Genomic DNA, 22,791 nt, shown 5'->3' on the forward strand with positions numbered 1-22,791 from the left:
TAAAAACTGAAAGATCACTACTAGTAGTAATTTATATTGTATTATAATTTAATAATTGAACCGGGAATATAAATTTATATGGCTTTGTGTTTAGGATACTCGAATTCATAGGGAAACAAAAAATTATTTGGATTTAACATTTGATTTTATTTTAATTGTTAATATTTTTTACTTAGGATTTTTGAAAAGAAAATTAGTTTTTTTGATAGTAGTCAATTGAAATATAGTTGGTTAATAAATTAAATAAAGGTATAATAAACTATTTTTTTAATTATTTATATTTCTATGAGCTAAAAGGTAATAATTTTTAATAAATATTGATTAACTTAAAGTAAATCAGTAAAAAAGAAGATAAAAATTAAGTTTAATTAAAATTTTTTTAGTATATTTGCGCCTCGATTTGGCGAAAGTAAGAAAATCGTAATAACATCAAGTATAACCACTTCCTAAGCATCAATTTCGCCTTTATCTTACATTGAAAAGCAAAGGAATACAATGTTTATAAAAATATGTCCGAAGAGACTAAAAATTTAGTAGAAGAGCAAGAAACTCTTAAAAATGCAAATGTTGCTCCTGAGCAATTTGACTGGGATTCTTTTGAATCCGGATTAAATGCTGAGGATAGAAAAGAAAAGTCTGAGTTAGAAAAAATGTATGATACTTCTTTGAGAGAACTTGACGAAAATCAAGTTTTCAAAGGTAAAGTTGTTCGTATTACTGACAAAGAAGCAATCGTTGATATAAACTTTAAATCAGAAGGAGTTATCTCTTTGAATGAGTTCCGTTACAATCCAAATCTTAAAGTTGGAGATGAGGTTGAAGTTATGGTTGCTCAAAGAGAAGATAAAACCGGTCAATTACAACTTTCTCATAGAAAAGCAAGAATGCTTAAAGCATGGGATAGAGTTAATGAGCTTCATGAGACCGGGGAAATCGTTGAAGGTTATGTAAAATCAAGAACTAAAGGAGGTATGATTGTAGATGTATTTGGCATCGAAGCTTTCTTACCGGGTTCACAAATTGATGTAAAACCAATCCGCGATTACGATCAATACGTAGGAAAAACTATGGAATTTAAAATCGTTAAAATTAACCACGAATTTAAAAATGTAGTTGTTTCTCATAAAGCATTGATCGAAGCAGATATTGAAGATCAGAAAAAAGAAATTATCGGACAACTTGAAAAAGGTCAGGTATTAGAAGGAGTTGTTAAAAATATAACTTCTTACGGAGTATTTATTGATTTAGGAGGTGTAGACGGATTAATCCATATTACAGACCTATCTTGGAGCAGAATAAATCATCCATCTGAAGTAGTTCAATTAGATCAAAAAGTTAATGTGGTAATTCTTGATTTTGATGATCAAAAATCTAGAATCCAATTAGGAATGAAACAATTAGAACCACATCCTTGGGATGCATTAGATCCAAACTTACAAGTTGGAGATAAAATCAAAGGTAAAGTAGTTGTTTTAGCAGACTATGGAGCTTTTGTAGAAGTTGCACCGGGAGTAGAAGGATTAATACATGTTTCTGAAATGTCTTGGTCTACTCATTTAAGATCAGCTCAAGATTTTGTTAAAATCGGAGATGAAGTAGAATGTGTTATTCTTACCTTAGATAAAGAAGAAAGAAAAATGTCTTTAGGTATGAAACAATTAACTCCGGATCCATGGACTGATATAACAGCAAAATATCCAATTGGTTCTAAACACAAAGGAACAGTAAGAAACTTTACCAATTTTGGAGTATTTGTTGAATTAGAAGCTGGAGTAGATGGGTTAATTTACATTTCAGATCTATCTTGGACTAAGAAAATTAAACATCCTTCCGAATTCTGTTCAGTTGGTGACGTACTAGATGTAGTAGTATTAGAATTAGATACAGATGCTAGAAGATTGAGCTTAGGTCACAAACAATTAACAGAAAACCCTTGGGAAAAATACGAAGTTAAATATGCTGAAGGAACTGTACACACAGGTAAAGTAGTTCAGCTATTCGACAAAGGAGCTACTGTTCAATTTGAAGACGCTGAAGTAGAAGGTTTCTGTCCATCTAGATTATTAGAAAAAGAAGACGGTTCCAAAATTAAAAAAGGTGATGAAACTGAATTCAAAGTAATTGAATTTAATAAAGAATTCAAAAGAATTGTAGTTTCTCATACAGGAACTTTCCGTGAAGAAGAAAATAGAGAAGAAACAGAAAAACAAGTTAAATCACAAAATCAAACTGTTGAAAAATCTACTTTAGGTGATTTAGACGAATTACAAGAATTAAAAAGAAAAATGGAAGAAGGACAATAATCCTTATAATATAGCCATTTCCTAAAATAATTCATAAAGAACCGTATTTATTTACGGTTCTTTTTTTATTTAATATAACCAACATGTAAATTTGTTATTTAGATTAACTTATTGAATATAAATTTATTACCTATTATACCGCCACTTTATATTTTATCTTTAAAAAAATAAACTTTATACCGGAAAAAATTTATATATAATTTTGTACAATATTTGTAATTATATAAAAATTAAGTTTAATGATAAAAGTTTAAATATGAAGGTATCATTTTTTTCAACACAGCCCTATGATATAAAATTCTTTAATGAATGTAACAAAAATTTTAATTTTGATTTAGAATATTTTGAACCCAATTTGGATGAACATACAGTCAATATAATTGAAGAAGGAACCGATGCCATTTGCGTTTTTGTAAATGATAAATTAAACGAAGGGGTAATTAAAAAACTAAAAAAAAGAGGAATTAAATATATAGCATTAAGAAATGCAGGATTCAACAATGTAGATTTAGAAGCTGCAAAAAAATATGAAATAAAAGTATGCAGAGTTCCTGCATATTCTCCTCAAGCAGTAGCAGAGCATACATTGGCGATGCTTTTAACCTTAAACAGAAAAACACATAAGGCATACAATAGAGTTAGAGAGCAAAATTTTTCCCTTAATGGATTATTGGGTACCAACATCTATAAAAAAACGGTGGGTGTTATAGGAACAGGTAATATTGGTAAAGTATTTTGTAAAACAATAAAAGCCTTAGGGACAAACGTATTAGCTTACGATGTCTATCCCAATGAAGAACTAAAAAAAGAAGGATTTCAATACGTTACCTTAGAAGAGTTACTAAAACAATCCGATATAATTTCTTTACATTGCCCTTTAACCCCTGAAACACATCACATAATAAACAAACATACGATAAGCTTAATGAAAAACGGCGTGTATTTAATTAATACCAGTAGAGGAGGTTTAATTAATACACAAGATATTATTGACGGATTAAAATCTAAAAAAATTGGTGCATTAGGGATTGATGTTTATGAACAAGAAGATAAATTATTCTTTAGGGATTTATCTGAAACCATCATTGAAGATGACAAAATACAATTATTACTTTCGTTCCCTAACGTTTTAGTAACGGCGCATCAGGCATTTTTCACAGAAGAAGCATTAACACAAATAGCATTAGTAACATTAGATAACTTAAGACAGTTAAGCAATAACAACAGTATTGAAAATAAAGCGGCAGAATTAGTATAGGTAGCGAAACTTTATTTTCATTTTTGAAAGCTTAAAAGAAAATAAAATCGAATTTCAACTTCCTAAAGAGTAAAAAATAAATTCAATATATATTATATTTCTTTATAAAATAAAATATATTTTAAGTATTTTTTTTAAAATTATAAATAATTTGATAAATGTTTGATATATAAATAAAAAAAACTTGATTTCATCAGGTGATTTTAGATAAATAAAATAAAATGTTATTTTTATTAATCAAATTTTATTTTAATAACTTATAATTCAAAAAAAGTACTTATTTTTACCGATGTGAAGATAAAATGAGAATCGATACTAAATTTTTTCAAAAAGAAGCATTTTTTGTAGCGCAGGAATTATTAGGGAAAAAAATCGTAAGAGCTTATGATTCCGGAGAAATAGTAAAATATACTATTACGGAAACAGAAGCATACGGAGGAGAAGAAGATTTAGCCTGTCATGCAAGTAAAGGTAGAACCAAAAGAACAGAGATTATGTACCATGAAGGAGGAAAAGTATATGTTTATCTGATATATGGAATATATTGGATGCTAAACTTTGTTACGGGTAAAGAGAACCAACCTCAAGCAGTATTAATAAGAGGCGTTGAGGAATGTTCCGGTCCGGGACGAGTTGGCAAATTATTACAGTTAAATAAAGATTTTTATGGAGAAGATTTAGCTTCTTCTAAAAAAATTTGGGTTGAAGATTCTCAAATTAAACCAAATTTTATTACCACCGTACGAGTAGGAATAGACTATGCAGGAGAAATTTGGAAGAATAAACTTTGGAGATTTATAATAACTTGAAACTAACAATACTTATGAAGATATTAACATCAACGCAAATAAAAGAATGTGCAAGTCAATTCATTGAAAGTGAAATGACAACATCCTTAGATTTAATGGAAAAATCAGCTTTAGCTTGTTTTGAATGGCTAAAAAGCAGATACTCGAACGAATATACCTATTACATTTTTTGTGGAAAAGGAAATAATGGAGGAGATGGTTTAGCTTTAGCTAGATTGTTGAATAATGAAAATTATAATGTTGAAGCTTTTATTATACAATCCTCTTCTGACTTTACAGAAGATACTCAAATCAATTTTGATAAATTTCCAAAATCAGTAGATTTTATTGAAGGAGACGATTTTGAAGTTAATGAAGAAAAAGCGATTATTATTGATGCTTTATTTGGTATAGGATTAAATAACAAATTGAAAGGAGAAGCTGAAAAAATAGTTTCAAAATTAAATGAAATCAATGCTATAAAAATTTCAATTGATATACCTTCAGGATTATTTACAGATTCACTTCCCGAAGAAAACCAAACGGTGTTTAGGGCAGATGAAACCTTGACTTTTGAATTTTATAAAAGATCTTTTTTACATCCTGAAGCAGCACAATATGCCGGTAAAATACATGTACTGGATATAGGTTTGGACAAAAAATTCATTGAAAATGAACAAACCGATAATTACCTTATAGAAAATGATTTTTTTGAAAAAAATTATAAAAGAAGAAGTCCGTTCAGTAATAAAGGAACTTTCGGAAAAGCCATAATAATAGGGGGAAGCTATGGAAGAATGGGATCTATAACCTTCTCCACCTTGTCTGCTTTACGCGTGGGTACCGGATTAGTATTTACCGGAGCTCCTGAATACGGCAGTTTAGTACTTCAAACCGTTGCTCCCGAAGCTATGTTTTTCTCATGCGGAGATAAATACATAGAAGACATACAAATTCCATTTAAAAATTATACCATAGGTATAGGCCCGGGGCTAGGTACAGAGGTTTTAACAAAAATGGCATTTGAAAAAATGCTGCAAAATGAAAAAAATCCGATGGTTTTGGATGCTGACGCACTCAATATAATTTCAGAAAGCAAAGATTTATTAAATTTAGTTCCTAAAAATTCTATTATCACTCCACACCCTAAAGAATTTGAGCGATTGTTTGGTAAAACTAACTCTACTTTAGAGCAATGCGAACTTGCCAGGAAAAAAGCAAAAGAGCATGAAATTGTTATAGTCATTAAAGGACATAACACAGCAATTTTATTACCGGATGGTCTTTGTTATTATAATGCTACAGGTAATGCCGGAATGGCAAAAGGGGGAAGTGGGGACGTTTTAACAGGTATTATCACCGGATTATTGGCACAAGGTTATGACTCGAAATTGGCAGCTATTTTAGGGGTTTACATTCACGGCAAAGCAGGAGATTATGCCTCAGAGAAATTTTCTCAAGAAGCTATGACAGCTCAAAGTATAATACAGTGTCTTTCCGATGTATTCTTGGAATTAAATAAGTAAACACAAATAAAAATAATTTTTTAGTAAACATTACCGGCATTACACTTAATACTTAGCGACATAAGAAATCTATTATTCCAATAGTTTTTAATTCCGGTAATGTATTATTAAATAAATAACTTAATCTTCTGAAAAATCTACGATTAATTTTCGGTATTTATCCAATAATTTAGATTTAGAAAGCATTCCGATAAATTGATCATTTTCAACTACCGGTAAATACAAAGAATTTGACTTATCGAAAACTCTAAAAATAGTTTCATTATCATCAAGTAAAGAAATACACTCAGACGGTTGGGTAACAAGATCAACAATATGTAAACTTTCATAACGTTCCTTATGGAGCAAAATATTAATAAGATCATCCAAAATGATATATCCTTTAAATTTCTGATCCGAATCTTCAACGATAAAAAACTTTTTACTTGAAGAAGGAATTACTTCATTTATAAACTCAGAAAAGGATAAAGATAAAGAAATTTTAACGAAATTCTTTTCTATAAGATTTTTAATATTCATTCTACGAATAGCCTCTTTGTCTTTATTATGAGTAATCATCTCATTATTTCTTTTTAAATTATAGGTATAAACAGAATGTTTATCAAAATGATATTTCACAAGATAAGCAATGGTAGAAGTAATAATTAAAGGAAATAATAAACTATATCCTCCTGTAATTTCAGCAATAAGGAAAATCGAGGTCATGGGAGCATGCATGATACCTGCCATTACACCCGCCATTCCCACTAAAGTAAAGTTATGTTCAGAAAGCTTGGTAAAGCTAGTAAGATTAATAATTTTTGTAAATACAAAACCTAAAATTCCTCCGGTAAAAAGAGCAGGAGCGAATACCCCGCCAATACCCCCAGACGAAGTAGTAAAGCTACTGGCAACCACTTTTATAAACAAAATGCCTACTAAAAAAAGAATAAGAAAATAATCATTTTCTCTCAATATATAAAAGAAAGAATTTTTTGCTATACTTTCCGGGTGAGAACTCATTAAATGTTGCAGCCCGATATATCCTTCACCAAAAAGCGGAGGAAAAATAAAGATCAGAATACCTACTGCTAAACCGCCCAAAATAGCTTTTAAATAGATGCTTTTACTGGTAGAAAATTTCTTCTCAATTAAACGACCGATTTTTATAAAATACAATGAAAAAAAACCACAAATAACACCTAAAATTATATAGTAAGGAATTTTCGATTTATCGAATGGCTCAAAAATCGCAAAATAAAACGATATATTATCACCTAATAAAAAATAAGAAATTAAAGCCCCTGTGGTTGAAGAAATTAAAATAGGTATTAATGACCACATACTTAAATCGATCATAATAACTTCAAGCGAAAAAATAATGGCAGCTATCGGAGCCTTAAAAATACCAGCAATGGCTGCGGAACATCCACAAGCAATGAATAAAGTTCTTAATTTTAAGTTAAGTTTAAATTCCTGGGCTATATTAGATCCAATGGCTGCTCCTGTATATACAATGGGAGCTTCGGTACCTACAGATCCTCCAAAACCGATGGTTAAACAACTGGCTATAATCGAACTGTATGTATTTTTTTTATCTATTATACTACGTTTCTTGGAAATAGCAAATAAGACTTTTTCAACTCCATGACTTATATCCATTTTAACCCAATATTTAATAAAAATAACGGTCAAAATAATGCCGATGGTAGGGAAAAAAATAGTCCAATAATTGAAATTAAAATTTTTATTATGATAAATCAGTTCTTCAGTTAAACTAACTAAATTTTTTAAAATTACCGCACTTATTCCTCCAATTATTCCAATTAATGTACTTGCTAAGTAAATAAACGCTTGAGGATTTTGATTCCTGAATTTTCGTATTACGATGTTATATTTTACTCGTAATTTTTTAATTGAATCCCAATAGGACTCAAAATGTTTTTTTATAATAGATTGATTAATTTTCATTTATTTCATCATCAACATCTATTGAACCAACAGTATTTTTATACAAAGAATAAACTATGGCTTGAGAAAAAGAATATGTGAAAATAATACCTACAACACACAAAAAGATTCCTAAAACTTTACTAATCAAACAGGATATTACTAATAATAAAAATACTTTTCCAAATTTCTTATTTACGATTCTAAAACTATAAGTAATAGCTTGAATTAAGGGGACATCATCAATAATTATAAAAGCTCCGGCTAAAATAAAAGCAGGTGTAAAATAAAGAGAAGGAATAAACAAAAGGAAAGTACTAATGATATGTAAAATTAGTACAATGAAAGCTAATCCAATAAGTTTAAAAAACTTAGTACCTTGATAGCCACTTATAAACTCTTTAAAACTTGCTTTTCCGTTTTTATCTGTTTGATAAGCACAATAAACAACGCCTGCAGTTAAAGGGTATAAAAGAATACCAATAACTGAAGACAATAAATTTTTTACAATTATTAAAGGATTTGATATATAGTTTTGAACTAATGGGATAATTTTGTTGAACGCTTGAGGATTATTTAATTTATTAATCGCTTTAATAAATTCCAGATCAATTATATTAGTTCCTAGATAGCGACCCAATAAATTATTAATTAAGTTAGTAAAAATATAGGTAAACAAAATACTAAATACTCCATAAAAAATAATATTTTTCCAAGCGGTAAACCCATCCATAATTACTTGATTAATAGATAAATTATAACCGTTCTCCTTTAATTTATCTAATTTACTTTGTAGAGTACTATTCATAAATAATTTATTAGCTTACAAAATTAAACAAATATTACCTATAATATGTATATTTAGGCGCATTTCGTAAGGGTAAGCCCGTTAAAAATAAATATCTGAAAAATAAAATATAAAAACCATTGGAAAAGCTAAGTAACTATATTATTAAGATATAATTAATAGGATTATATATTTTAAAAAAATATAAATTTATGGATATGTAACATTTAATTTAAAAATATACTAATTAAGTGATTGTCTATAAGTTAATAAATTATTAACCCTATATATTTTTATCATATAAATTCTAGGTGAAAAATAGTATCTATGTTATAAAATAAAAATATTTACTTTTGTATGTCAAAATATTATTAAAACAATGTCACGAGAAAAAAATTTAAGAGAAGCTGCTTTAGAATATCATAGTTCCAAACCAGAAGGTAAAATAGAAGTTATACCTACCAAACCACATTCAACTCAAACAGATTTATCATTAGCCTATTCTCCGGGAGTGGCGGAACCCTGTTTAGAAATACAAAAAAATAGTGCAGATAGTTACAAATACACCTCAAAAGGAAATTTGGTAGCAGTAATTTCCAACGGAACCGCCGTGTTAGGATTGGGAGATATTGGTGCAGATGCCTCTAAACCGGTTATGGAAGGTAAAGGTTTATTATTTAAAATTTTTGCCGGAATCAATGTTTTTGATATTGAAATAAATGAAAAAGATCCGGAAAAATTTATTGAAATAGTTAAATCGTTAGCTCCAACCTTTGGAGGTATTAATTTAGAAGATATAAAAGCTCCTGAAGCTTTTGAAATCGAAAAACGATTAAAAGCGGAATTAAACATTCCGGTAATGCATGATGATCAGCATGGAACAGCAATTATATCAGCCGCTGCCTTATTAAATGCATTGGAAATTTCCAAAAAAAATATAGCAGAGGTAAAAATTGTAGTCAGTGGCGCGGGTGCAGCGGCCATTTCTTGTACCCGATTATATAAAGCATTAGGAGCCAGCCCACAAAATATATTAATGTGCGACAGTAAAGGGGTGATATATAAAGGACGAACCGGATTGAATGAAGAAAAGCTTGAGTTTGCTGTAGATACTCCGGATAGAACTTTGGAAGATGCTATGAAAAACAGCGATGTATTTATTGGATTATCTAAAGGAAACTTGGTTTCTCCTGAAATGCTTTTGTCTATGAATGAAAATCCGATTGTTTTTGCCATGGCTAATCCAACTCCCGAAATTGATTATAATTTGGCGGTTGAAACTAGAAAAGATGTTATTATGGCTACCGGTAGAAGTGATTATCCTAATCAGGTAAACAATGTTTTAGGTTTCCCATATATTTTCAGAGGAGCATTAGATGTTAGAGCAACTGACATAAATCAAGAAATGCAATTAGCTGCAGTAAAAGCCTTAGCTGATTTGGCTAAACAAAACGTTCCTGAGCAGGTGATACAAGCCTACAATGTTAAAAATATGAAGTTTGGAAGAGATTATATCATCCCTAAGCCATTTGATAAGCGATTAATAACTAAAGTTTCGATGGCAGTGGCTAAAGCTGCAATTGATAGTGGGGTAGCACAACACATTATTACTGATTGGAATGCGTATGAGGAAGAATTATTAGATCGAATGGGGAGTAACGATGAAAAAATTATAAGACAATTTAAGTCAAAGGCTAAAAGTAATCCAAAAAGAATAATTTTCGACAATGCTGAAGAATACAATGTATTAAAAGCTGCGCAAATCATTGCTGAGGAAAAGATCGCTCAACCAATTTTGTTAGGTAAAAAAGATCTCATAGAAAAAACAAAGCAATACTATAATTTAGAAATTGAGGCAGAAATATTGGATATAGATACGGTTTCGTCTACTCATAAATTTGACAAATATGTAGAGTATCTTTATGATCTAAAACAAAAAAATGGAAAAGGAATAACCTCTCAACAACAAGCCGCTCAATTATTAAATAACAGCGAATATTTAGGAGCCATTGCTGTTGAAATGGGAGAAGCAGATTCATTTTTAACCGGATTTACTAAAGATTATACGGAAGCTTTAAATCAAATTATAAAAGTTGTAGATTATTCTGAATTATCAAATATAAAAGTAGCATCTGCCATGGTTCTTCTTTCTAAAAATGGACCGATATTTATTTCGGACACTTCATTAAGCAGCAATCCTTGCAGTAATAACTTAGATTTAATAGTTCAAATTACAGCCGATTTCGTAAAGAAAATGGGTATTGAACCTAGAATAGCTATGGTATCTAATGAAAATTTTGCTGGAAATTCAGTAGCATCTAAAAGTGTTGATGCAGTGGTTTGGAAACTTAACCAAACAAATCCTGATTTGCTGATTGACGGAGAAATTCAGCCCGAATATGCATTAAATGATCAATTAATCAGTAAATTTCCTTTTAGTAAATTAGGTGGTAAATCGGCAAATGTTTTAATATTTCCTGACATAACTTCGGCTAATTTAAGTGCGAGTTTAGCAAAAGGTATTGGGTCTATAAAATCTATTGGTCCGGTTCTATTAGGATTAGATAAATCTATTCAAATAATTACAGAAAATTCTAAGGTAGAAGATATAGTAAATTTAGCAACCCTTGCTGCCCTTGCTGCTCAATAAAGAAAATAATTAGTATTTCCGTAAAATAAACAAAAATGATAACCCATTTGTCAGGAATTATTTTTGAAATATCCCCTTCCAGTGTAGTTATAGACTGCAATGGAGTGGGGTATTTTGCCACTATAAGTTTACAAACCTATAAAGCCATTCAAAACGAAAAAAAAGCCCTAGTATATATTCAAGAAATTATACGGGAAGATTCCCATTCTTTATATGGCTTTTCAACAAAAACCGAGCGATCCTTATTTAATCTTTTAATAAGTGTTAATGGAGTAGGTCCGGCTTCCTCCATTATGATGTTGTCCTCAATGTCTGTATCGGAAATAACCTCGGCTATTTCCGGCGGCAACAACCTGGCACTTCAAAAAATTAAAGGAATAGGAGCTAAAACCGCTCAAAGAATAATAGTTGATTTGCGGGATAAAATTTCTATATTTGAAACGTCTGAAATATTAGATTATAATTTAGGCAATAAAAACAAATCTGAAGCGTTAAGTGCATTGGAGGTGTTAGGTATTTCTAAAAAAATTACCGAAAAAATAATTGATAAAATTTTAAAGGATAATCCGGATATCGAAGTAGAAGAGCTTATCAAGGATACTTTAAAAAAACTATAAACGTTGAAAGTGTTAAGGTATATTCGTGACTATTTGCTATTGGCAACCATATTTTGTTTAAGTGGTAGTGTTTTATTTGCTCAGGAAAATGATGATGAACAAGTTTTGCAATTGGATGACCCTGTAAAATATGAGGCGTATTATGATTATAAAAGTGGAAATTACATATTATATCCCAAGCTGGGAGGTGTAGTTGTCGGTACTCCGATAACTATGACAGCTGAAGACTATACTAAATATGTAATGCAACAAAAGTTTGATGAATATTACAAAGAACGTTCACGTTTACAAGATGAAATAGGAAGAGCGAAAAAAGAAGGAAGAGAAGTAGAAAAAAAAGGCTTTATTCCGGGAATTACGGTTAAATCCAAATTATTTGAGCAAATATTCGGAGGTAATAAAATTGAACTAAAACCTTCAGGATTTGCATCCTTTGATTTAGGAATATTGCATCAAAAAATAGACAATCCGCAAATTTTACCACAAAACAGAAAGAACTTTACCATCGATTTAAGGCAAAGAATACAAATGAGTCTTATAGGAAATGTTGGTAATAATGTACATTTAGGGGTAAACTATGATACTCAGGCAGGTTTCAACTTCGAAAATAAATTAAATTTAGCATGGATTCCGGGCTCGGGAAGTGGGGCGAATTTACCCAATGGGACAAGCGGTGGAGAGGATAATATAATTAAGAAAATCGAATTTGGTAATGTAAATATGCCCCTTAGCACCAGTTTAATTACAGGTGCTGAATCACTTTTTGGAATCAAAGGGGAATTTCAATTCGGGAGAACATTTTTGACTACCGTATTTTCAGAACAACAATCCGAAGCACGAAATATAACAGTTCAAGGAGGAGGAGTAATCAATACATTTAAAATTAAAGCAATTGATTACGATGAAAATCAACATTATTTCTTAACGCACTATTTCAGAAATAATTACGATAAAGCTCTGGAGAATTATCCGGTAATAGGTTCAACCATTAATATCACTAAGATGGAAGTGTGGAGGATCGATTTAGGAAACTCAAACCTTCAAGAGCAGCATCCCGTTATAGCATTAAGAGACTTAGGAGAAAGTACCACAGGACAACTTCCCGATAATTCAAATTTAAATTTATATAGTACCATTTCAAATCTATCGGGAATCAGGGACGCTTCCACAGCATACAATAGCGTGAATGGTGTTTCTTTACCGGTTGTACCCACCTCAAGTTCTTCAGCAACTATGAAGAATTATGAAAGTGGAAAAGAATTTGTTGTTCATAAAAGAGTAAAAAAACTTTCTGAATCAGAATATACTTATAATCCACAATTAGGATATATATCATTAAATCAAAAACTAAATAATGATCAACTTTTAGCGGTAGCATTTCAATATACAGATTCTAAAAATCCGGGCAAAATATATAAAGTTGGGGAATTTTCCAATGAAGTGACCGGAGTATTGATCTTAAAATTACTAAAACCTAATCAAATCGTTTCTCCCGAATCACCTATGTGGGATTTGATGATGAAAAACATCTATTCAATGGATGCATCTCAAATTTCTACTGATGGTTTTATGGTTAATGTTATGTACCAAGACGCCTCTCAAGGAAAAATCAATTATTTACCGGATCCCAATGTAAGAAATTTACAGTTATTGCAATTATTAAATTGGGACAGGTTAAATCAAAATAACGATGCTACCAGTAGTGGTAAAGGAGATGGTATATTTGACTTTGTAGAAGGAATTACCATAAACTCAGAGAAAGGTAAATTGATATTTACTAAAGTAGAACCATTCGGGGAATTCTTAAAAAGTAAATCAGTAGACGAAAAATTTATATTTGAAAATTTATACAAAAATCTAAAAGGAGGTAATATAGTCACATCAGATCCTCTAGCCAATCGATACACCATTGAAGGTAGATTCAAAGGAAGTATAGGTAACGGCATATCCCTGGGAGCATTTAACGTTCCGAGAGGGTCAGTTAAAGTTACGGCAAACGGTCAAACATTAAATGAAGGAATTGATTATGTAGTAGACTATCAAATGGGAATGGTAACCATTATTAATGAAACCTACAAAAATTCAGGAGTTCCGATCAATATAAGCCTGGAGAATCAATTTGCATTCAATATGCAGAAAAAAAGGTTCATGGGATTAAATGTAGAACATAAATTCAGTGATGAATTTATAGTGGGAGCCACCTTTCTTAATTATAAAGAAAGACCGTTAACGCAAAAAGTACAATTTGGCTCTGAACCGGTTAATAATTCAATGATCGGATTTAACATGATGCTGAATAAAGAATTTCCTTTTTTAACAAAGCTTACCAACTGGATTCCGGGAATTAAAACGGAAGCAGAATCCAATGTAAGTTTTAAAGTAGAAGGAGCAGCTTTATTACCGGGTGAAAATAAAACAATCAATGATAACTCTTACATTGATGATTTTGAAACAACTGCATCAAAAATAAGTCTTAAAGAACCCGGCTATTGGGGAATCGCAAGTAAACCCGAAAAAGGTGGATTTGGTAATACTTATATGAATGATATAAGAAATGGCGATGGAAGGGCATTGATTAGTTGGTATAATATTGACCCTAGATTTTTTGGAATTGGTGGAGGTCAACCATCGGGTATAGATAATAATGCATTATCCTTACACTTACAACGAAGAGTTAAATATCAAGAAATATTCACGGATAGAGATTACATAGCCGGAGAACAAATATACATGAATACGTTTGATGTATCTTTTTATCCCAAAGAAAGAGGACCGTATAATTTTAATACAAGTAATGAAGACCCTGAATTAGAACGATGGGGAGGTTTAATGAGACCCATATCGGTAACAAATTTCGCTGAAGCGAATATTGAATATCTTGAATTTTGGATGATGGACCCGTATGCTGACAGTAAAACACCCGGATCAAATCCATTAGGAAATAAGCCTGAATTAATTCTTCAGTTAGGAAATGTGTCTGAAGATGTATTAAAAGACGGATTTATGCAATATGAAAATGGTATCAGTGACGATATAAGTCAAATGACAACCACTAATCTTGGGAAACAACCTAAAAATTATCCGTTAGTATATGCTTTTGATACAGAAGGAGAGGCCAGAAGAAAACAAGACGTTGGATATGACGGATTAACAAGTTTTGAAGAAGCAGATTACTATAGAAATAAAGGATACGATATAGGTAGTAACGCCAATTATGTAAATCCTATAACGGGTGAAATTGACCCGTCTGCAGACGATTACGTATTTTATTTACATGGCGCATGGGATTCTTCCAATGAAAAAAATTCAATTATAGGAAGATATAAATACTACAGGAATTTAGAAGGCAACTCACCTTCAAACTCTATGGATGCCTCTTCAGCATCTCCGGATACTGAAGACTTGAATAAAGATTTTAACTTAGATGAGACAGAAAATTATACACAATATCGTCTTTCTTTACTAGATTCCGATTTAAGAAATAATCAAAATCCATTGGTTGTTGATAAAAAAGAGGTTGAAGTATCACTACCCAACGGAAAAAAAGGAAATACAACTTGGTATTTGGTTCGAATTCCCGTAAGTGCATATGAATTGGGTTCTGCTGAAATTTTAAACAACGTACGATATATACGTATGTTAATGAAAGGATTTTCCAATACTGCAACTTTACGTTTTGCAACTCTAGATTTAGTTAGAAGTGATTGGAGAAAATACGAAAAAAATATCTCCTCAGTTAGTGGAGAAAGCAAACAAGATACAGACGAAGGAAATGCAACCCTTTTACCTGTATCAAATGTCATCATCAGCGCTGTAAACTTAGAAGAAAATTCTACATCGCGTCCACCGTATGTATTGCCTCCGGGAATAAGCAGAGAAATTTTAGGTAATACTACCGGAACTCAAATGCAAAATGAATCCTCATTAAAGTTAGAAATAAAAGATTTAAAAAATTCAGAACCTAGAGGTATTTATAAAAATATTGCATTAGACATGAGACGTTACAAAACATTAAAAATGTTTGTACACGCTGAAAATATGCAAGATGCCTCAAGTAATATTGTAGATAAAGAAGCTAAGTTTTTCATCCGTATCGGTAGTGATTTGTCAGATAATTACTACGAATACGAATTCCCATTAAAATACACACCGAATACTGCTACGTCTGCTGTTGATATATGGCCGATTGAAAATACGATTGAATTAAAATTAAAAGATTTAGTAGCTGCAAAAAATGAAAAAGATAAGAATAACTTATATAATAGTACTGTTCGATATCGCAGTTATGTAACCGGCAGTGATGATAAAATCATCTACGTTAAAGGTAGACCTTCCATAGGAAATGTTAACTCAATAATGATGGGGGTAAGAAATACTTCCAGCATAGACAAGCATGTAGTTTTATGGCTGGATGAACTTCGTTTATCTGATATTGATAACGAAGGAGGATATGCAGCCAATGCAAGTATTAATTTTAATTTGGCTGATTTTGCTCAAGTATCCGCATCCGGAACGTATCAATCGGTTGGTTTTGGAGCAATCGATAGTAAACCGAGTGAAAGAAGCCAAGACGAAACCAAACAATATATGGTAAGTGCTGCCGTAAATGTAGATAGAGTTCTTCCGGATAAATGGGGAATGAAAATACCGGTTAGCATTAGTATGTCTGAAACTTTTATAGATCCAAAATATAATCCGTTGGATAATGATGTGAAGTTAAAAAATGATCCAAGAAAAAATGAACTTAAAAAAGTGGTGAGAAGCTATTCCTCACAAAAAAATATTTCTATTTCGAATTTAAGAAAAGACAGAACCACCGGTAAAACGCCTAGATTTTATGATGTAGAAAACTTATCGGCTTCTTTTTCTTATTCCACTGACTATTTTAGAGATATATATACAACTTATAACATATACCAAAATTTACAAGCCTATATTGATTATAACTTCTCGCCTAAAGGTGTTTATTATCAACCATTTAAAAAAATGAGAGCGGTGCAAGATACCAGCCGATTTGCTAAATATTTAAAATGGTTAAAAGAAGTTAACTTTAATCCGGTTCCTTCTCGTTTATCTTTTAAAGCTGATATTGCGAGAACCTATAATGAATTCCAATACAGAGATATCAATGCTTATCTCAATAATAATCCTAACAGTTATACTCCTATTTTTGCCAATAATTTCTTGTTCGGTTGGCAATACAATATAGGATTTAATCTAACACGTTCGCTTAAATTAGATTTCTCTTCAGGAACAAGAACCATATTAGATGATATAGGAAACGGAGTACCGGATGACGGAATGATCTGGAATGGATTGTTTACTGCAGGAAGACCTATCAATTTTAATCAAAGATTCCAATTAAATTATAGAGTACCTATACATTTACTTCCTTATTTAGATTTCACTTCTATGGAAGTAGGATATACAGGTCAATACGATTGGCAAGCGGGTTCTAATTTCCAAACTTCATACGATCCTACAAATGCCGATCCAAGAAAAAGAAGTTTGGGAAATACCGCACAAAATGCTCAAACTATAACAGTCATAGGAAATGTTGATTTCAGTAAATTCTATAATTATTTCTCAAACTATAAAAAATTTGAAGAAAAAAAACGTAAGAGACAAAGAGAAATAGATTCTTTAAATAGGGCTTACGAAACAAATTTTGCCTTAAAAAAACCTAAATCCTTTAAAAAGTATACTATTAAAAATAAGTATAAGGCTACAGATTATTTATGGATGATTGCAAGTAGTTTTAAAAGAGGTCAAATTCAGGTAAACGAGAATAAAGGAACAATTTTGCCGGGATTCTTGCCTGAACCAAGTTTTTTTGGAGTAGGTAGATATGCCGGATCAACAAGTGGTCCTACATTCGGGTTTTTATTTGGTTCTCAATTCGATTTAAGGAATAAAGCAGTAACAGAAGGCTGGGTTTCGTTAAATGAATATATGACCAGTCCATATGTGAAAACAAATAATTCGCAATTGTCTGCTACCCTGCAATTAGAACCGATTAACCATTTACAAATTTATTTAAATATCATGCGTAATCATCAAAAGACATTATCTCATTCAGGGTTTAATTCTATAGATCCATTAACAGGACAAATTGCTAATACATTCGTCAATCGATCTGCAATGTTCAGTTCTTCAGTTATATCTTTTGCGACTGCATTCAAATCAGGAGATTATGTATATAATAAAATGATTAGCAATTCAATGATTTTATCACAAAGAGTGGCTGCAAAACAAGGGCAACCTTTAGTCGATACTAATAATGACGGATATGTTGATGGTTATGGGTTAACCAATTCAGAAGTTTTATTACCTTCATTTGTATCTGCATTTTCAGGAAGAAGTGCAGGAAGTCAAAAGTTAGGTTATAAACGCAGTATGCCGGTTCCAAATTGGAAAATTACCTATGGAGGATTAAAAAATATTCCATTTATTAATTATTGGTTCAAAGAATTTAGAATTAATCATAGTTATATTTCAAACTATACCGTTAATGGGGTACAAACCAATCCCGATTATTATTTGGCACAAAACGATTCAACAGCACCTGAACGAGATTTAAACGGGAACAGATACAACTATTACACCTACGGAACAGTAGTCATGTCTGAAGGGTTCAGTCCACTTGCGGGAGTAGATGTCACTATGAGAAATAATATCCAAATTAGGATAGCTTACAATAAAGATAGAATCTATTCTTTAGGATTAACAAATTACACCTTACAAGAGGATTATGGTAATGAAGTAGTTTTCGGTCTGGGATATATTGTAAAAGATGTTAAGTTAAAATTGCGTTATCGAGGAGCTACAAAACCGATAACGGGCGATTTAAATATTAGAGGAGACGTTTCTATTAGAGATAACAAAACTACCATTAGACGATTGGTAGAGTTGGATTCTCAAGTAACGGGTGGACAAAACTTAGTTTCATTGAAATTTTCAACAGATTATAACTTTACTAAGAATTTTAATCTTAAATTTTTCTATGAGCAAATGATTACTAAATATAAGGTTTCAACTGCATATCCACTTTCAACGATAAGAGCGGGATTAAGTGCTACATTTACCTTTGGAAATTAATTATATATGTAAAGATAAAACATTCATATGAAGACCCCATCGGATTTACTTTATAGTTCTAAACATGTTTGGATAAAAATTGAAGGTAACACAGCACTTATCGGTATAACTGATTACGCACAACAACAATTGGGAGATGTTATTTATATAGATGTAAATAGTCTCGGTAATCAACTAAAGTTGGATGAAATTTTTGGAACTGTGGAAGCTATAAAGACCGTATCAGACCTTTTTATGCCTGTTGATGGAAAAGTGCTTGAAATGAATCTTGAGCTTGAAAATTTGCCGACTTTAGTAAACACCGATCCTTATGGAAAAGGTTGGATTATAAAAGTTCAAATACAAAATAATACTTTACTAGATCAACTATTGAATGCTGAAGACTATAAAAAACTGCATACTTAAACAGTATAAAAAAGTACGTATTATACTTTTCTTATATTTTGGGATATTGACATGGTTATTGTTACGAGCCCCTCAAGGAAATAAAAATTTATTAAACTATTTTCCTCATTTCAGTGATAAATTACTTCATACTCTAACATTTTTAGGATTAGCTTTTTTAGCTAAAATTTCATTTCCTAAAAAAGATCAATTGCTAATAATAGGAACTTGTACTTTCTATGGGATTTTGATCGAATTTTTACAAGAATATATGAAATTGGGAAGAACCTTTGAATATTCTGATATGGTGGCGGATTGCATAGGTTGTATAATTGGTTATTATATGGCAAAAAAAATAATTGAAATATTATAAATAATTCTTTTATTTGAAATCAAATGATTATTCGAAAATATAATTGTAATAGAAGTTAAAATTTCATAAATCAATAGAAATTATAGAAATTTAAAAATACACCCGCTCTCTACATATAGCTGTTTTACTATAAAATAAGATAAAATTAAAAATATCTTTCATTTAAATTTTATAATAAAATACTTTTAAAACTTAAGATAAGTGTAAAAAGTAAGTATAAAAAGCATTTTTTTATTCTTATAAAAAATAAAAAATAAAATTAGAGTTTATTGATAAAATTGTGTAAATTAGCACGTTGAGATTGTTATTATACTTCCTTCTACTTTTTAATTTGAATAGCTAGTTTTTAGTCTGATTTCTTCTCAATTAATTTTTTACCAATTTTTTAAAATTTTTATATGAACATTTTTATTTCAAACCTGAATTACAGGTTGACCAACGAAGATTTACATGACTTATTTTCAGAGTACGGAGAAGTTGAATCAGCAAAAATAATACAAGATCGTGAAACCGGAAGATCCAGAGGTTTTGGATTTGTTGAAATGGCAGATGCAGAAGCTAAAACGGCAATTCAGGAATTAAATCAAAAAGAATTTGACGGTAAAGTTATTAATGTCTCAGAAGCTAGACCAAGAGATGAAAAACCAAGAAATAACTTTAGAAGAAGTTATTAATTATGGGTTACTAATTAATAAGTAAAATAAAAAACGACTGAATAGAATTCAGTCGTTTTTTATTTACAGTTCAATGTAAATTATTTTTATAATTTAAAATCAAATCCCAAATAAAACATTGAAGATACAATAGGGGCATAAATTATAGATGTATCGAAATAAGAACCAAAAGGGTTTTCCGGATTTATAATAGGATTTTTTTGTTTATAGCCTCCCAAATTTTCCACTCCTAGATAAGATCTAAACTTATCTGTAAAATATCTGGATAGTTGAGCATTCATTAAAGTATAATTAGGCGAAAACGATTTTCGCTGATATTCTATCGGATTTTTAAAGGTGTCCGGAAGTCTTTGTTTTCCTATATATTGCAATGTAAAGTCCAATGCCCATTTACTTTTGTTTTCAGTTTCTAGAGTAGAATATGATATAGAAAATAAGCCTCTGTTTTTAGAAGTAAAGGGAACTTGTCGCCTGCCATCCACATAATCGGCTTTAATATCATACCATTTATAAGCAAAATGTAATTCCAGATTGGAAATAGGAATAATATCCCATACTGCCTGAAAAGTATTTGAAAAAGATTTTCCATCTAAATTATAAAACCAAAGCGCTTGAGACGATCGATCCAAGTCTATAAGAACTTGTTTTTTAAAATCCGTTCGGTAAAAATCAATAGTAAATGTATTCTTGATAGCTCCAATTTTAAAATCCTGGATTAAACTCCCCCCATAGTTCCATGCAATTTCAGGTTTTAAACCATAAATATCGCCATGGTTTGATTGAATATATACCTTACGAGACGAAGCAAAATACTGCATATTTTCTGCAAATATATTGGCTGTTCTCATACCTTTTCCCGCAGCTAATCGAAGAGTTGTTTTAGGCAAGAAAGAATATTTAATATTAATTCTTGGTAATACCTGGTTTCCCGCCAAATTATGAAAATCAGTTCTGGCGCCCAATACTAAAGTTATATTTTTAATTGCAGTATTGGTATATTCGGCAAAAATCCCGGGTACATTTTCAGTTCTTTTATAATTGGAATTTTCAAAATCCTCATTGAAAGCATCATGAAGATAACTTGCACCTAAGGTATATTTGTGATTTGTGTTACCAATGATACTCTCAAATAATAAATTGGTGAAAAATGAATTTTCATTACCATTATATACTCTTTGACCGAAATAACTATCAATAGTATGATGGATAAATTTAGTTTGTAAACCTATGCTTTGATAAGGTTTAGTAAGAAAGACAAATCCGGTTTTATTCCAAATTTCAAAATGTGTATTTTCAATACCTAGTCCATAATGATTTTGAGTCAAACGGTCAGTTGATTCTCTAAATTTTTTTTGACCTCCGATCTGTTTATCATAAAGCGCCTGAATACCTATTTGAGAACCCCATCCGTTTTTTTTAATACCGTCATAATGGATGATATCCATTACATTTAGTTGTTTGGAAAGAGGACTATCAAGATATCCGTCATGATTCATATCTTCTTTAGCAAACCTTCCGCTCAAATGAGTTAATGTGGTATTACTCCAATTATTGGAAATAGAAGATGCATTGACAACATTAAATTCCAAACGAGCATTTTGATTTGCAAAAAAATTGATAGTGGTAAAATTTTTATCTTTATACTTCATCAATTCAGTATTTATTTGACCGGTTATAGCCTCGTAGCCATTAGTAACAGTGCTGCCTCCTTTAGTAAGTTGAATGCTGTTTATCCATGTTCCGGGTATAAAATTTATTCCACTGGCGGTTGACAATCCTCTTACCTCCGGCATATTATCAACGGTTAAGGAAGTATATTTTTGATCTAGTCCTAACATTTTAATTTGTTTAGATCCCGTTACGGCATTGGTTGTAGAAATATCCACAGTAGGATTTGTTTCAAAACTTTCAGCCAAATTACAACAGGCGGCTTTCAACAATTCCGTTTTATTAATCGTATAGGTAAGAGCAGCAGAATTGGCTTTTATACTTACCGCCTTGGCTCTTTGTCGGACAACAACCTCATCCAATACTTTCTCTGAAGAAGAAGGTTTGGGTTCTAAAAAAATATCTAGGGGATGATCAACATCATCAATTTTAATTTCTTGAGAAATAAAGCCGTCTTTTGCTGCTTCAATAGTATAAAGACCGTCGTGGTACATCAGCTCAAAATTGCCTAAGCTGTCGGTTACAGTTTTCATAATCGGGTGTTCTTTCCAATTTACATCAGCTCCCCGAACGGGTATATTTTCTCCGTTTTCCAAAGTAGTTAGTATACGACCTTTTAATGTTTTATGCTGGGCTACAGCCAATAGACCGTAAACGAGCAAAAACATACTTATATATTTTTTCATTTTTTGTTATTTAGTTATAAAAAATTGATTTTTAAACCGGCATTACTGAA

13 protein-coding genes are annotated in these 22,791 nt (G+C 30.9%); 10 read left to right on the forward strand and 3 right to left on the reverse strand.

Annotated features, from left to right (window positions below):
- Positions 1-509: 509 nt before the first annotated feature.
- The 4 genes from rpsA (at position 510) to J3U20_RS05835 (ending at position 5,875) form a co-directional block, all read left to right on the forward strand.
- Positions 510-2,303 (forward strand): 30S ribosomal protein S1, encoded by a 1,794-nt coding sequence (gene rpsA / locus J3U20_RS05820; RefSeq protein ID WP_105297958.1) that lies wholly within the window; start codon positions 510-512, stop codon positions 2,301-2,303.
- A gap of 256 nt (positions 2,304-2,559) precedes the next feature.
- Positions 2,560-3,561, forward strand: a complete 1,002-nt coding sequence (locus J3U20_RS05825) for a 2-hydroxyacid dehydrogenase (protein ID WP_160542006.1) — start codon at positions 2,560-2,562, stop codon at positions 3,559-3,561.
- A 302-nt stretch (positions 3,562-3,863) separates the two neighbouring features.
- Complete coding sequence (locus tag J3U20_RS05830; RefSeq protein WP_160542007.1) at positions 3,864-4,370, forward strand: DNA-3-methyladenine glycosylase; 507 nt, start codon at positions 3,864-3,866, stop codon at positions 4,368-4,370.
- Between the two features lie 14 nt (positions 4,371-4,384).
- On the forward strand, positions 4,385-5,875 hold the full coding sequence (locus J3U20_RS05835) for an NAD(P)H-hydrate dehydratase (RefSeq protein WP_160542008.1): 1,491 nt from the start codon (positions 4,385-4,387) through the stop codon (positions 5,873-5,875).
- Positions 5,876-5,995: 120 nt separating this feature from the next.
- Here the strand turns inward: J3U20_RS05835 and J3U20_RS05840 are convergent, their stop codons facing one another.
- Both J3U20_RS05840 and J3U20_RS05845 read right to left on the reverse strand, forming a co-directional pair.
- Complete coding sequence (locus tag J3U20_RS05840) at positions 5,996-7,825, reverse strand: chloride channel protein (RefSeq protein ID WP_160542009.1); 1,830 nt, start codon at positions 7,823-7,825, stop codon at positions 5,996-5,998.
- Positions 7,815-8,612 carry a hypothetical protein gene (locus tag J3U20_RS05845; protein ID WP_160542010.1) on the reverse strand — a complete coding sequence of 266 codons (798 nt, stop codon included), beginning with the start codon at positions 8,610-8,612 and terminating at the stop codon, positions 7,815-7,817. Before J3U20_RS05845 ends, J3U20_RS05840 begins: the two co-directional genes overlap by 11 nt.
- 358 nt (positions 8,613-8,970) lie before the next feature.
- Here J3U20_RS05845 and J3U20_RS05850 point away from each other — a divergent pair, with 358 nt between their 5' ends.
- The 6 genes from J3U20_RS05850 to J3U20_RS05875 all read left to right on the forward strand — a co-directional run bounded on the left by J3U20_RS05850 (position 8,971) and on the right by J3U20_RS05875 (position 20,387).
- Positions 8,971-11,241, forward strand: a complete 2,271-nt coding sequence (locus J3U20_RS05850; RefSeq protein WP_160542011.1) for an NADP-dependent malic enzyme — start codon at positions 8,971-8,973, stop codon at positions 11,239-11,241.
- 35 nt (positions 11,242-11,276) lie between these two features.
- The gene (gene ruvA / locus J3U20_RS05855) at positions 11,277-11,858 is read left to right on the forward strand and encodes a Holliday junction branch migration protein RuvA (protein ID WP_160542012.1); all 582 of its coding nucleotides are present in this window, start codon (positions 11,277-11,279) and stop codon (positions 11,856-11,858) included.
- A gap of 9 nt (positions 11,859-11,867) precedes the next feature.
- Positions 11,868-18,956, forward strand: coding sequence for a cell surface protein SprA (gene sprA, locus J3U20_RS05860; protein WP_267434695.1), 7,089 nt, complete (start codon positions 11,868-11,870; stop codon positions 18,954-18,956).
- A 27-nt stretch (positions 18,957-18,983) separates the two neighbouring features.
- Entirely contained in the window at positions 18,984-19,361 is a 378-nt protein-coding gene (gene gcvH / locus J3U20_RS05865; protein ID WP_160542014.1) for a glycine cleavage system protein GcvH, read from the forward strand.
- Positions 19,330-19,713, forward strand: coding sequence for a VanZ family protein (locus tag J3U20_RS05870; RefSeq protein ID WP_160542015.1), 384 nt, complete (start codon positions 19,330-19,332; stop codon positions 19,711-19,713). The genes gcvH and J3U20_RS05870 overlap by 32 nt, the downstream gene beginning before the upstream one ends.
- Before the next feature lie 398 nt (positions 19,714-20,111).
- Positions 20,112-20,387, forward strand: coding sequence for an RNA recognition motif domain-containing protein (locus J3U20_RS05875; protein ID WP_105297947.1), 276 nt, complete (start codon positions 20,112-20,114; stop codon positions 20,385-20,387).
- Between the two features lie 86 nt (positions 20,388-20,473).
- Here the strand turns inward: J3U20_RS05875 and J3U20_RS05880 are convergent, their stop codons facing one another.
- Positions 20,474-22,741: a TonB-dependent receptor gene (locus J3U20_RS05880; protein ID WP_160542016.1), complete on the reverse strand. Its 2,268-nt coding sequence runs from the start codon at positions 22,739-22,741 to the stop codon at positions 20,474-20,476.
- Between the last annotated feature and the right edge of the window lie 50 nt (positions 22,742-22,791).

The organism is Apibacter sp. B3919, from assembly GCF_026537405.1.
GTDB lineage: Bacteria > Bacteroidota > Bacteroidia > Flavobacteriales > Weeksellaceae > Apibacter.